The following is a 12,898-nucleotide window of genomic DNA, read 5'->3' as shown; positions in this document are numbered from 1 at the left end:
CGTCTGTTTAATCCTTAGACGATGAACAAAAAGTGTCCTTTAACCTCTATTATAGATTAAAAGACTTGTTTTTACAAGCGAAATGGGGGCAAAAATGAAATTTTGTTCAAAAATTAAAAAAATAGTCATATGGTTTGCGGGATAAAACAGTTCGGACTTTTAACAGATAAGGTGAAAAAGAAGCATAAAAACATTTGTGTTAAAAAACGGGTTTAGGGCTGGGCTGGTTTCTACATCCGGTTATTTTGTAAAACCATTACACAACATATAGATGCGAATGTAAACGAGAAACATTTTGAAAACAAAAAGTGCATTTACATATTGACAATGATAATTAAGACTGCTATAATTATACTTTACTTTTTGGAGGAATCGTGTTATAATGACTAAGATGTAAATCCACAAACGAGGTGAAGTTCATGCAGAAACAAAAAGCGACAATTATGGACGTCAAGCGTGAGGTTGAAAACTATCGTGGAAAAAGAGTAAAACTGGAAGCCCATAAGAGCAAGAAAAAGCTCTATCAAAAAGAAGGCGTTATTGAAGGGACTTACCCAAGCATCTTTACCGTCAGCGTAAAGGAAGATAAACGACCGACTCAGAGATTATCCTTCTCATATTCCGATGTCCTCACAAAAAGCGTTAAAATTGCGTTAGTAGACGAAGTCGAAGGCGCTTTCAGCTACTAAGAATCCCACTGACATTCTGATTAAACCCGCATAAGCTCAAACGAAGGGGAAGAATCGCGTATTCTTCTTTTTTGATGCCAAATTTTGGCAGTTGAAAGCCTACAGACGGCGCCCTCGCAGGCGGATGTTAAATTTTATGACATCCATCTGCGAGGGCGCCGTTTTATTTGTTCTAACTTTAAGCCAAAAGGGGTATAATAGATCCATATGCCGTTTCAGGCAGGATACCGGATGGCGCTGGCTGTCCAGATAAAGATTGGAGAATAAGTGAATGGAAGAAAAGCTACTGAGTATACAGTCGGAGATCGGAAAGCTGAACGCGGTCCTTCTGCACCGGCCGGGCAAGGAGCTTGAGCGCATTGTGCCCAACGTCCTCAAGGAGGTTCTTTTCGAGGATATCCCGTGGCTGCGGCGCATGCAGGAGGAGCATGACGCCTTCGCGAGGGTGCTCACCGGGCGCGGTATCCATGTGTATTATGTGGAGCAGCTGCTGACCGATATTCTGGCCGACGCAGAGGTGCGAAAAAGCCTGGTGCACGACGTCATCGACCAGAACCCCTCCTCGGGGAACTACATCGATGGGTTTTTGCAGGAATACCTGCTTTCCATGGAGGACTGCAAGCTGGCGGAATCGCTGATCGCCGGGGTGCTCCAGAAGGAGCTGGACCATGTGGAGCGGGAGCGGGTGCTCTCGGATTATATCAACGAGTCTGAGCCCTACGCCTTTTACATGAATCCGCTGCCCAACCTGTACTTTATGCGCGACCCGGCGGTCACCATCGGCGACGGCATGAGCATCAGCGCCATGGCCACCGAGGTGCGCAAGCGGGAAAGCCTGTATATGCACTATATTTATAAAAATCATCCCCTGTTTGCCTCCTGCGGCGGGAAAACTTACTATGAGTATGATAAGTTCTTCTCCGTAGAGGGCGGCGATATCCTGATCCTGAGCCCCACCGTGGTGGCTGTGGGCTGCAGCGAGCGCACCCAGGTGCAGGGGGTTGAGGAGCTGGCGAAACGCCTGTTTGAGGACAAGCCGGAGCTCGAGGGCGTGCTGGCCGTCAAGATTCCAAAGGACCGGGCTTTCATGCATCTGGACACCGTCTTTACCATGGTGGATTACGACAAATTTACGGTGTATCCCGGCATTCTGGACCGTGTGGAAACGGTGATGATCCGCCGGGGCAGCAAGGGGCACCTGCGCTACGAGCGCATTGACAGCCTGCACGACGCCCTGAGGCGCGCCCTGAACCTCACCAGCATAAAGCTCATTGAGAGCGGCGGCGGCAATCCGGTGGCCGCGGCCAGAGAGCAGTGGAACGACAGCACCAATACCCTGGCCATCGCGCCTGGGGTGATCGTGGCCTACGGGCGCAACGAGCGCTCCAACGAGGTGCTGGCCCAGAACGGCATCGACGTGATCAGCATCGAGGCCTCCGAGCTGGTGCGGGGCCGCGGGGGCCCGCGGTGTATGACCATGCCCCTTAACCGCGACCCGGTGAAATAAAAAAGCGCCGTGTTTTACGGCGCTTTAGAGTGTCGACAAACTTTAACACGAAGCGATGAAGCGTCAAGAAGAGGCTTTTGAAGTTGAAAGTGGATAGTGGAAAGTTGAAAGTTCAGGAGCAAATCAGCCCTTGGCCGATTTGATTGAATGCGGCCTGCAGCCGCTGTTCCAGTCGTTTTTGCGTCAGCGAAAACGTTCCATAACTTTCCACTTTCAACCTTCAACCCAAAGGGCTTCAAGCTTTCTCTTTGCCGCTCATGACCGACTTTTGTCGACAGTCTGAAGCGCTGTGTTTTACGGCGCTTTTGGGAAAATATCGCGCAGCGGGATTTTAAGGTCCTCAAAAATACCGGAGGCCAGCGTATCCTCAAGCGTATACTCGTTGACCGCACCTTTTGTGAAGGTATGGACAATAATGGTTTTTGACTTTGGGCTGACAATCCAGTATTCCTGCACACCTGCCAGCTGATACTTGTTGAGCTTTACAAAGAGGTCGGTGCGCATGGAGCCGGAGCTCAGAATTTCTACCGCGATGGTCGGCGCGCCCTCATAGCGCTGCTCCGAAAACTTTTCCGGGTCGCAGAGGATACTGATGTCCGGCACGAAGATGTCTCTGTTCAGACGGACCTCCAGCTCTGAAAAGGGGCGGCAGGTTTTGCCTTTGAAATGATTGCGGAGGTACGTAATCATTTCACTGAGAATATCCTGATGAAGCGTATTAGGACGGGGCGTCATCAGCACCATATCGTCAATGAGTTCATAGAGATGCTGCTCATCCATGGGCAGCGCGTCGAATTCCTCGAGGGTAACTTTTTGGAAATGTTCGTTTTCTTTTAAAAGCGGCATAAAGGACACTCCTTTCGTGTGTTGTTAGCTTAATCATAGCACGTGGGAGGGGCTCAGGTCAAATGAATGCCAGGGGATACGGCTTTCCCTTAACCGTAATAAACTGTAAAAATCAGTAAAAACCGCAGATATGAGGGTCTGCGGTTTTTTTCGGGCCCAAAGCGGTAGCCGTAAATTTAATTCTGTTATATAATAGGGTCAGGTATGGAAGGAGGATCGCATAAAAGGAGAAAAAGAAGTGAAAAAGACAAAAATCCTTGGGATTTTATTAAGCGTACTTTTAGCGGTATCCTTTACGGCCTGCGCCAAAACAGATAACGCCCCGCAGGGGACTGCGGGCACAGGCAGTGTGGACGGCGTGCTCAAAAGCTACTCGTCCGGAGTACTGGTGATGACAAGGGGCGATAAAAGCGAGCTGACCTTTGACCTTTCAAAGGCGACGGTCAGCTGCAAAAACATGCTGTCCGGCGACAGCATCACCGTTTTATACGACGGCGCCATCGAGGGTACGGACACCAGCGGCGTCACAGTGACCGAGATCAAGGACAACGGCTCCGCCGCGCCGAAAGAACAGACGATGGTGGGAACAGTCCAGAACCTGACCCAGCACTCGCTGACGCTCAAAGAACCGGACGGATCAGAGTATACCTTTACCACCGCCGGAGCTAAGCAGGTTTATAAGAACGGCATTGAAAACGGCAACTGGGTACAGGTAAAATACGTGGGCGAGCTGAGCGGAAACGATGCCGCCGGCGTCAAGGTTCTCGAGATTGTGGACAATGACGAGAACATCAAGAAAGCACAGGAGCCGGACAAGGTGGCAATCAAGGCCGCGGACGAAAAGGTATGGGCCACAGACACCGTACATGTGCGGGAGTCCTACACTACGGATTCCAACGTGCTGGGCGACCTGGCACCCGGCAATGAGATCACCCGCACAGGCGTGTGTGATAATGGCTGGTCCAGAGTGAACTACAACGGAAAAGACGCCTTTGTCTATTCCAAGTATCTGACCACCACCCAGCCCGCTGCCCCCAGCCAGCCCGCGCCGGCCAAGCCGCAGCCAAGTCCGAGCCAGCCGGCCCAGCCAAGCGCGCAGCCAACGCCAAAGCCGACCCCGGCCCCGACGCCTGCGCCAGCGCCCGATCCCACCCCGGCCCCAACGCCAGAGCCGACGCCAGAACCGACCCCGGCCCCGGCTCCAGACCCAACACCTGAGCCAACGCCAGAACCCACACCAGCACCTGAGGTCAAGACCCTCACCGGTTACGTGGTGGGCTACGCGGACGGAGAGCTCGTTGTTTTCGCCAACGGCGCCGATTACCCGCTGAACGTGACCGACGCGCAGCACGATTACGCCAACGGCATTTTGACGGGCAATGAGGTCACCGTTACCTATACCGGCGACCTTCAGGCTTATGAAACAGTGGTGGTGCTGAGTGTGAGCGATTCAGCGCTGAACGCCGGCGACCGGTCAGTCATTACCGGTGTGATCGCGTCCGCTTCCATGAACACCCTGGACCTGACCACAGACGACAACACAGAGATTACCTTTGAGACCATGAACGCGGAGGTCAACAGCCAGAATTACCAGGTTGGCGCCCGCGTCAGCGTGACCCTGGACCTGTCCCAGAGCGTGGACACTTCCAACATCTTTCACGCCTTAAAGGTGGACGACGCACAATAGCACTTTTAAAGAGGACGTATGGAGCCGTCCTCTTTTTTTAGTGGCAAATATTCTTGAAGCTTTCTTGAATTTTTACGCCTGTGATACATGTTAAAATAGAAGTGAATTCATAGTTTTCCTTAGATAAGGGAAAGACATGGGAGGTAAAAATGAAAAAGAAAATCAGAGAGCGTTTCAGAGGCGTTTTGTCAGCGGTGGTTATCCCGGCGGCGTTGGTCTGCTCAAGCGTTCCGGTCCTTGCGGAAACAGTCCCTGCGGCCGCCACTGCGCAGGTGGCAGAAAGCCAGAATACAGAAGCGGTACCAGCCGCGCGAACGGCCGATTTTGCTGTGCCGGACGCGGACAGCGGCCTGCTGCAGCGTGTGGAGGACGCTTTAGCCAGGGGCGCTGAGGCAGAAACCCCGGCAGCTGAAACGCCCGCGGAGGAGGAAGCCCCTGCGGCTGAAAAGAAGGCCGATGAGGCCCCTGCGGCAGGAACACCTGTGTGCACCGTGACAACTGGCGCCCAGAGCAGCCAGACAGGCGCGGACGTCACCTACGGTACCCTTGAGGAAGCCTTCGCGGCCATACAGGATGGCCAGACCGCAACCATTACCCTGACCGGGGACGCTGTGGTGAAGGATACCATTGTGGTGCACGGCAACGTGACCCTGACGGCGGACGGCGATTATACGGTGAGTGCCGACCTGGAAAGCACCACACAGTTTTTGAAATTGATTGATAACAATCAGCTGACCATTGACGGCGCGGGCCATAGCATCACCCTGACAGCACCCGTTGAAAGTGAGTGTAAAATCAACGTCTGGAATAACAGCGTTTTAAACCTGCAGGCCGGTGTTACAGTGGATGGTCTTATCATCAATGCTACCAACACTGCCGTCCTGAATATCCAGGACAGCGTGCTTTCAGGAAACGTTAATATTGGAAACACCGCCATCCTGAATGCCCGGGGCAGCACGCTTTCCGGAATAGTTACTGTGGATGAAGACGGCGCTTCAGCTGTCTTTGATCACTGCCAGGCATCGGGAATTATGAACCTTAGCCCAAATATGATGATCCGCGACACGTCGGTGCAGGCGCTTGTAAATTATGATAACGCCCAGAGCACTCTGTCCGGTAAAACAGACGTTAAGGGCATCATGCTCTTTAATAAACCCATCATCCTCGCTGAGGATTTTGACAGCAGCGTGGTCAGCAGGGTTTATATGGCCTATCCTTTAGTATTTAACAACCCGGCCGTTCTGGCCGAGGCGGCATCGGGTGCGCTGAGCGCGGAGACGGCCAACTGCTTTTGCTACCAGTTAGAGGAGAATAAGGACGCTCAAACCTACGCGCCCTATCTTAAGAACGGCAAACTGGAAACCGCCAGAGTGACAAACACTATTGTGTCGGTCAGGGTCGAGCATGATAATTACCCTTACACTGGCAGAGACCCGCAGGCCGAGGGCGGGCTCGGCAAGGTTACCATCACGGTGACAGACGAGAAGGGCAAGGTGATTACACCGGCTGCCGACAAGCTGACCACGACCTACACCCACTATTCGGACGTGCTTGAGGCGCCGCCGACCATTCCGGGGGATTACTCGCTCAACGTGAGCTACGCCGGCGAGGAAAACCGCGATACCCAGACCCTCACCCGCGGCAGCTCAGGCGCAGCTTTCTTCATGATCACAAGAGCTGAGCTGAAAGGCGATTTCGTGAGCTTCCCATCTGAGATTTCCGTCTCCCAGGGCAGTGTGCGCGCGGACTTCAGGCCAGCGGAGGGCATCGATGCCGCGCTGCTGAAGCTTAACACCACTTGGACCCTCACCGATAAAGACGGCGCAACCGCCACCGTCAACGGTGATACCCTGAAGCTGACCAAGGCGGATATCGGTAAGACCGCACAGGTTACAGTGGAGGATACCAGCGGCATCTACACCGGCAAAATCACCAGCGGTGGCTTCACCATTGGCGGGGTGGCCACCGGTGTCCGGATCGACGGGCTGAGCTGGGACTCGAACGCCAATTACTTCGAGTCCAACGACGCTCTGCAGGCCCTGCTGGCAAAGGACAGGGCCATCCTCGTGACCTACCTCGACCCGGACGGTTATCAGAACATCGCCTGGGATAAGGGCGAGATCAGTCTGGAGTATTACAGCACAGAGGATGACAAGCAGTTAGAGCAGGCGCCCACCGAGCCGGGAACCTATATCCTGAGTGTCGCTTTCACCCCGAATGACGCCCACCAGGCTCAGGACCTTCAGTTTACCAGCGTCTCCTACACCTACACCCTGATGATGCCCACCACCACAGAGATCAACGCTTCAGCCCTCAAGGGCAGTTATGATGTGTCCGATACCCAGAGCCTGGACAAAGACATGGTCAAGGCCACCACCGTCAGGGATAAGGATGGCCGGGTTATCAAGCTTGACCAGTACAGCGGCCTGCTGAGCTTTGAAGCCTACACCGACGCAGAGGGCAAAAACATCGCCCAGACTCCCGCGGCAGGCACCTATTATGTGCGGGCGTTCTACAACCGGGACGGCCAGGAAAAAGCCCATATTGCGAGCAGCAGCGCGCTGGTGAAAATCACGCTGACCCAGAGCGGCGCAGGCAAAGACACCACCACCAGTACCACCACTGGTACTACCCCGGGCAATCCCTCGACCGGGACGCCCGCAGGCGCGGGTCTGTCACTGGTACTGCTGGCGGCGCTGGCAGGCGGGTCCGTACTGATCCTTAAAAAACGTAACTGACAATAAAAAACCACTGTGGCGTAAGCCACAGCGGTTTTTTTAATACAGGCGGAAAACAGCCTAAGCGATTGGCAGAGAATCCCTGTTCAGCTTGGCGCCGTAAATGTATAAGCCTGGAACGACCAGACCGAGAAGCGCGTAGATAACGGAGGAGGCGGCAAAGCCCGCGCCAGCCATGTTCACGATGGCGGCGAGGATGGAAATAATTAAGACGACAATACCGATTTTAAAGCATCCGTCCGCCTTGTCCGCTTTGTTGCAGCCGCGGATGCCCATTACGCCCGCGATCAGCTGAATAATAGAGGCGATCATATAGATCACTGCGATCATGGTTACAGAGATACCGCCGCCGCCAGCGCCCTGGTCGATCACCGCATAGCCCATGAGCAGGCTGAGCAGTCCATAGGATACGAGCCCCAGGATACCGCCGATCAGCATCAGGATACCGGTAACCTTCAAATAAGTTTTACCTTTCATTGTTTACTCCCTTGATAAAATAGTATAAGTGTTTGGTCACTTATATTTGATTATAAGTCACCATTAATATCCAGACAAGCTTTTTACCGATAACGTCCTGTTTTTACCGCATTTTGGGGGGACACGCCTGAGGTTCCACACCTGCAAACGATAAAGCATTGCTTAAACGCGGTGGTTGGGGTAAAATAAAGTCAAATAATGACGAAAAATGAGGAGGAATTCCCATGGGGATTGATTTAAAGGGCCGTAGCTTCCTGACATTAAAGGATTTTACGTCAGAAGAAATAAACTTTATGCTTGACTATGCCGCTGCACTGAAGAAAAAGAAAAAAGAAGGACGCCCGGGCCGGCTGCTGGCGGGCAAGAACATCGTGCTGCTGTTCGAGAAAACATCCACCCGCACCCGCTGCGCCTTCGAGGTCGCCGGCTTTGACGAGGGCGCCTGCGTGACCTTCCTGACCAACAGCCAGATGGGCAAAAAGGAATCCATCGAGGATACCGCCAAAGTGCTGGGCCGCTTTTACGACGGCATCGAGTTCCGCGGCTTTAAGCAGGAAACCGTGGAAGCCCTGGCCGAGTTCTCCGGCGTGCCAGTATGGAACGGCCTGACCGACACCTACCACCCCACCCAGATTTTAGCCGATATGCTCACCATGCGGGAGAACTTCGGCGCGCTGGCGGGCCGCCGCCTGGTCTATGTGGGCGATGCCCGCAACAATATGGGCAACTCCCTGATGATTGGCTGCGCCAAGCTGGGCATGCACTTTGTGGCCGTCGCGCCTGAGGTGCTGTTCCCGGAAGAAAGCCTGGTTCAGGAAATGCGCGCTATCTGTGAAGAAACCGGCGGCACCATCACCCTGACCGACGACATTAAGACGGGTGTGAAGGGCGCGGACGCCATCTACACCGACGTGTGGGTCTCCATGGGCGAGGAGGACCAGATGGCCGAGCGCATCCAGCTCTTAAAACCGTATCAGGTCAACGCTGAAATGATGGAAGCCACCGGCAACCCGGATGTGATCTTTCTCCACTGCCTGCCGTCCTTCCACGACCTTAACACCGATGTGGCACAGGACGTGTACGCGCGCTTTGGCCTGACCGAGCAGGAGGTCACCGACGAGGTGTTCAGAAGCCCGGCCTCCAAGGTTTTTGACGAAGCCGAAAACCGCATGCACACCATCAAGGCTGTCATGTGCGCCACCCTGGCCACCAACCAGGTGGACGCCAACGGAAAACCAATTGTAGACTGATCAGACTAGTTGATAGTGGACAGTGTGTAGTGGATAGTTATTGAACAAAATGCCAGAGGCATTTTGAATTGAATCAAATCCGCGTTGCGGATTTGTTCCTAAATTATCAACTATCAACTATTAATTATCCACTCTGATGGATAAAGCGAACGATTCTTATCATATTTAACCGGAGGGAACTATGGAAATACAAAACATCACCAAGCTTCAGAACGGCTCAGATATCCGCGGGGTTGCCATGGAGGGGGTTGAGGGTGAGCACATCACCCTGACCCAGGACATGGCCATGAAGATTGCCTACGCCTTCAGCAAGTGGCTGAAGGTGAAAACCGGAAAGGACAGCCTGAGCGTGGCAGTGGGCCGCGACAGCCGCCTGACCGGGCCGAACCTGGCGCAGGCGGTCTGCCTGGGCCTGGTATCGGACGGCGGCCATGTGTACGACTGCGGTATCGCCACCACGCCGGCCATGTTCATGACCACCCTGGACCCGGAGATGGACTGCGACGGCGCGGTCATGATCACCGCCAGCCACCTGCCCTTTAACCGAAACGGCATCAAGCTGTTTACCAAAGACGGCGGCCTGAACAAGGAGGACATCGCCGAGATCCTCGAGCAGGCCGAAACCATTGTCACCGAGTTTAAAATCGGCGGCAAGCGTGAGGACTGCGCCTTTATTCCCAGGTACGCGGCCAACATCGTGCGCATGATCCGCGAGGCTACCGGGGAGGAAACCCCTCTTCAGGGCGCGCACATTATCGTGGACGCGGGCAACGGCGCGGGCGGCTTTTTTGCGGAGGGTGTGCTGGCCCCGCTGGGCGCCGATACCCGGGGAAGCCAGTTCCTGGACCCGGACGGCCACTTCCCGAACCACATCCCCAATCCCGAGGATCAGGACGCCATCGACGCGATCCGCCGGGCCGTCATCGACAACCAGGCGGATATGGGCATTATCTTTGACACCGACGTGGACCGCTCTGCCGTTATCGACGAAAAGGGCGACGCCATCAACCGCAACGGCTTCATCGCTTTTATTGCCAGCATGCTGCTGGAAAAATACCCGGGTACCACCATTGTCACCGACTCTGTGACCTCCACCGGACTCACCGAGTACATCGAGAGCCTCGGCGGACATCACCACCGCTTTAAGCGCGGTTACAAGAACGTCATTAACGAGGCGGTCCGCCTGAACGAACACGGCGTGGAAACCCACCTGGCCATGGAAACCAGCGGCCACGGTGCCATCCGGGAAAACTACTTCCTGGACGACGGCGCATACCTGGTCACCATGGCGCTCATCAAGTTCGCCCAGCTGCACAAAGCCGGCAAGCCGCTCTCTGTGTTCTTAAAGGATCTCAAGGAGCCTGCTGAGGCGAAGGAATACCGTTTTAAGATCGGGGCTGAGGACTTTAAGGCCTACGGCCAGGAGGTGTTAGACGGCTTCCGGAAATTCGCGGAGGAACAGCCCGGCTGGAGTATTGTGGAGCCTAACTTTGAGGGGATCCGCGTCAACTGCGAAAAGGACGCCGGCAACGGCTGGTGCCTGATGCGCATGTCCCTCCACGATCCCATCATCCCGCTGAACATCGAGTCTGACGAGGCAGGCGGCTGTGAGAAGATCAAGGCCGCCATCGACGTTTTCCTGAAAGATTATCCGGAGCTGAAATAGCAAAATAGAAAAAGGGCCAAAAGGCCCTTTTTTAGATGGTCGAAGGCAGTACTGCGCCTTTTAGGTTTTTACTCGTACAGCTTAAACCCATCCTTTCCCTGGGCCTTGACATCGTACAGGGCGCTGTCGGCTTTTTGGTACAGGGCGGCGAAGTCATGACCGTCCCGGGGCGCCAGGGAGGCGCCCACGCTGGCGGTGATCTGCCTGCCGCCTTTGTAGCTTATGTGCAGGGCGGCCACCAGGCTTTCGGCCTTCTGTCTGGCGCATTCGGGCGAGGGCACCGGCACAAAGGCGGCAAACTCGTCGCCGCCGATACGGCCGACAATGTCGTCCTCGCGGAACTGGGCCTTGAGCACAGAGGCGAAGCGTGAGATGACCAGGTCGCCCATGGCGTGGCCGCAGGTATCGTTGACGTCCTTGAAGTCGTCGATGTCCAGAATAAAGAAAGCGTAGGTTTTTTCGGGCTGCGCGGCCAGGGCGCGGTCGATCTGCTCCTGGGTGCCCACCTTGTGGTAGAGGCCGGTGAGGGAATCCCGCTTCATCTTCTCTGACATGTACTGCTCCCTCTTTTTTTCCTCGTCGATGTTCTGGCGGTACACAAACATGCGCACAGACTGGTCCTCCTCCCAGAAGAAAATGCGCGCTGTGATGCGCATCCAGTAATAGTGCTGTCCGTCCTTGGTGATCATAAACTCGTAGCGCAGGTTTTCGATGCCCAGCTCGTAGTCCCTGAGAACCTGCCGGGGGCCGAAGGTAGACAGGTAGCCCTCGCGGTACTCCTCCTTAATCTGCTTTTCGGCAATGATCGCAAGGGCGTCGTCGTAGGCGGCGGTGTCCTCGGGCACGCCAAGGCTCTCAAAATACTGGTGGGTGGCCGCGCTGGCAGCGCGGTTGTGGGTGATGTCGATCTCGTAGATGTTCTCGTAGATTTTTTCGGTTTCTTCCTTAAAGACGGCGTTGTGCTTCTTCTCACGCTCCAGGGTCAGGCCCACGATCTGGGCGTTGTAGCGTTTTATGACCCGGGTAATGACAAAGAGGACGGTGGCGGTGACCAGGGCGATGACCAAAACGCCGACGCTCAGCTGGACAATGGTCTGGTTCCGCCAGACGGTGGTGTCGTTGTCGATCATGAGGTACCATTTAAGGTTGGGCACGTACCGGGCCACCGCGTAGCCCTCGTGGCCGTCCTGGCGGTACCAGAAGGCGTTCTCAGCCTCGGGCGATGGAAAGGCCTTGTCCTCAAAGACCGCGCAGCCGTCAATATCGAAAAGGCTGGAGGGCTCGAAGCCGGTCTGGTCGGTGGAGATCTGGATGGTGCCGTCCGCGTCGATGAGGTAGGCCTTGATGCCGAACTGGTTTTCGTAATCCCGAAAGATGCCCTGGAGGGAATCGACCTTGAAGCCAACGCCCACCACGCCCAGCACAGACCCGTCGTCGCCCTTGATCTTGCAGTTGATGAACACCGTTACCTCGTTCTGGGCGGCTTCGTCGTTGTCGATGTTGAGGCCGGTGTCCTCCCGGCCGTTCAGGAAGGAATAGTACCAGTCGTTCTCGGGGTTGCCGGGCGCCAGGGTGCGGTCGATGCCGTTAAAGTGGTGGTAGCGGCTGGTCTGGCTGGAGACCAGAAAGACGGAGTCGTAGCCGTATTTATCTTTGTAGCCGTACAGGTAGTTCCGCATGGTCTGGACAAAGTCATCCTCGTCGCCCCGCGCGGCCTCCTCGTTCAGAAATTCCTTGAGCAGGTGGTCGTTGGCCATGGTCAGGGAGATGTTGATGGGCTTGGTGAAAATGGCGTCGATCTGGTAATAGATGCCCTCTGAGGTGAGGGCGGAGATGTGCTCCACGTCCTTTTTAAAGATGCCGTTGTTGGAGTGGTAGCTGACATAGGAGGCCACTGCGAACCCCAGAACAATGATCACACAGATGAAGAGATTGGTTTTAAGCAGAGCGTCTTTTTTCATCGGTTTTTCCTTTTTATTGAATCGAGTGCAGGGGGAAAGCAGGCTTTGAATTGAGAATTGAAAATGGAAAATGGAGA

9 protein-coding genes are annotated in these 12,898 nt (G+C 54.8%); 6 read left to right on the top strand and 3 right to left on the bottom strand.

What is annotated here, in order from left to right; all coding sequences use genetic code 11:
• The first annotated feature begins 419 nt into the window (after positions 1 to 419).
• On the top strand, positions 420 to 689 hold the full coding sequence (locus DW091_RS14305; protein WP_013378925.1) for a Veg family protein: 270 nt from the start codon (positions 420 to 422) through the stop codon (positions 687 to 689).
• Positions 690 to 960: 271 nt separating this feature from the next.
• Positions 961 to 2,196, top strand: coding sequence for an arginine deiminase (locus DW091_RS14300; protein ID WP_074617407.1), 1,236 nt, complete (start codon positions 961 to 963; stop codon positions 2,194 to 2,196).
• Between the two features lie 294 nt (positions 2,197 to 2,490).
• Here the strand turns inward: DW091_RS14300 and DW091_RS14295 are convergent, their stop codons facing one another.
• Positions 2,491 to 3,042 carry a Uma2 family endonuclease gene (locus tag DW091_RS14295; RefSeq protein ID WP_118518492.1) on the bottom strand — a complete coding sequence of 184 codons (552 nt, stop codon included), beginning with the start codon at positions 3,040 to 3,042 and terminating at the stop codon, positions 2,491 to 2,493.
• 238 nt (positions 3,043 to 3,280) lie between these two features.
• Between DW091_RS14295 and DW091_RS14290 the strand changes: the two genes are divergently transcribed.
• A complete protein-coding gene (locus tag DW091_RS14290) occupies positions 3,281 to 4,729 on the top strand; it encodes an SH3 domain-containing protein (protein WP_187368475.1) in 1,449 nt (482 codons plus the stop codon).
• A gap of 149 nt (positions 4,730 to 4,878) precedes the next feature.
• Positions 4,879 to 7,467 (top strand): hypothetical protein, encoded by a 2,589-nt coding sequence (locus DW091_RS20360; RefSeq protein WP_187368474.1) that lies wholly within the window; start codon positions 4,879 to 4,881, stop codon positions 7,465 to 7,467.
• Between the two features lie 60 nt (positions 7,468 to 7,527).
• Here the strand turns inward: DW091_RS20360 and DW091_RS14280 are convergent, their stop codons facing one another.
• Positions 7,528 to 7,944 carry a hypothetical protein gene (locus tag DW091_RS14280; protein WP_058695916.1) on the bottom strand — a complete coding sequence of 139 codons (417 nt, stop codon included), beginning with the start codon at positions 7,942 to 7,944 and terminating at the stop codon, positions 7,528 to 7,530.
• A gap of 224 nt (positions 7,945 to 8,168) precedes the next feature.
• Here DW091_RS14280 and argF point away from each other — a divergent pair, with 224 nt between their 5' ends.
• Positions 8,169 to 9,194: an ornithine carbamoyltransferase gene (gene argF, locus DW091_RS14275; protein WP_118518491.1), complete on the top strand. Its 1,026-nt coding sequence runs from the start codon at positions 8,169 to 8,171 to the stop codon at positions 9,192 to 9,194.
• Between the two features lie 181 nt (positions 9,195 to 9,375).
• Positions 9,376 to 10,860 (top strand): phosphomannomutase/phosphoglucomutase, encoded by a 1,485-nt coding sequence (locus DW091_RS14270; protein ID WP_118518490.1) that lies wholly within the window; start codon positions 9,376 to 9,378, stop codon positions 10,858 to 10,860.
• Positions 10,861 to 10,928: 68 nt separating this feature from the next.
• Here DW091_RS14270 and DW091_RS14265 read toward each other — a convergent pair whose 3' ends face one another.
• The gene (locus DW091_RS14265) at positions 10,929 to 12,821 is read right to left on the bottom strand and encodes a sensor domain-containing diguanylate cyclase (protein ID WP_118518489.1); all 1,893 of its coding nucleotides are present in this window, start codon (positions 12,819 to 12,821) and stop codon (positions 10,929 to 10,931) included.
• Positions 12,822 to 12,898 lie beyond the last annotated feature (77 nt).

It is taken from the genome of Eubacterium sp. AM05-23 (genome assembly GCF_003477535.1).
In the GTDB taxonomy this organism is placed as follows: domain Bacteria; phylum Bacillota; class Clostridia; order Eubacteriales; family Eubacteriaceae; genus Eubacterium; species Eubacterium maltosivorans.
The sequence above is the reverse complement of the archived record's forward strand: the minus strand, read 5'-3'. Positions and strand labels throughout refer to the sequence as shown.